Origin of the sequence: Halomonas sp. 3D7M, assembly GCF_014897885.1 — a bacterium.
Lineage (GTDB): Bacteria > Pseudomonadota > Gammaproteobacteria > Pseudomonadales > Halomonadaceae > Vreelandella.
On sequence record NZ_JABUZF010000042.1, the window covers coordinates 1 to 783 of the forward strand.

A 783-nucleotide genomic window follows, 5' to 3' on the forward strand; every position below is an offset into this window, starting at 1 on the left:
GTGCTGATTTATGGGCGCTTACGAACTACTACGTTCAGTCTACCGTCATTTAGGAGCCATCCGATTCATCAGGTCAACCAAATGAACAGGGCCAGAATCCTCTTTGATCATGCCAGTTGCACTAGGCCTAAAAAGCGTTTGAAGAATAAGTTGACGCTCGTCATCATGCAGAGCGTTCTTTTTCCTCAGCAAGGCAAGGTAGGTATGAATCATCGTCCTGCGCTCCTGGGCATCGACATGCAAGTGATTGTGGGACATAAACAAATTTGCACATAACCGAACTGCCCATATAGCGAAGGTTGTAAGGACGGCCATAGTTACCAGCCTGCCTACTATTAATTCACCAACCTGCTGATTTAAAACATACAGAGCAAACCAGACCAATCCTGAAATTGCAACAATCGCAGACAACCCAGTTACTATAGCGAACAATATCGATTTATCTCGATGATATTTTTCCTGAAGCTTCCAATATCGGACCGGTGCCTGGAGTGCCAGCTTGTCATCATAGGTCTGAGTCAAGGCCTCTAAATCATTCCGAGCTTTTTCGATAGCGCCTGAAAGTTCTTGCTCGTATTCGCCGACATTTTCTTCGAAGCGCTTACGCTGCCCTTCCAGCAGCTTATCTGCACGCCCTGTCAGAGTATCGAGCCGTTCCTGACTTTGGCCAGCTTGACCAGTCTGGCGAGTTAGTTCTTCATCCCATGCTTCTCGTAGGTTGAACAGCGACTGAGTCTCTGATTCGGCTTTTCCATAAGCGCGTAAGCGTTCATCCTACGACGT

1 protein-coding gene is annotated in these 783 nt (G+C 47.3%); it reads right to left on the reverse strand.

Annotation, left to right across the window (positions count from 1 at the left end):
* Positions 1 to 45 precede the first annotated feature (45 nt).
* Complete coding sequence (locus INT22_RS01235; RefSeq protein ID WP_319021977.1) at positions 46 to 726, reverse strand: DUF6161 domain-containing protein; 681 nt, start codon at positions 724 to 726, stop codon at positions 46 to 48.
* Positions 727 to 783 lie beyond the last annotated feature (57 nt).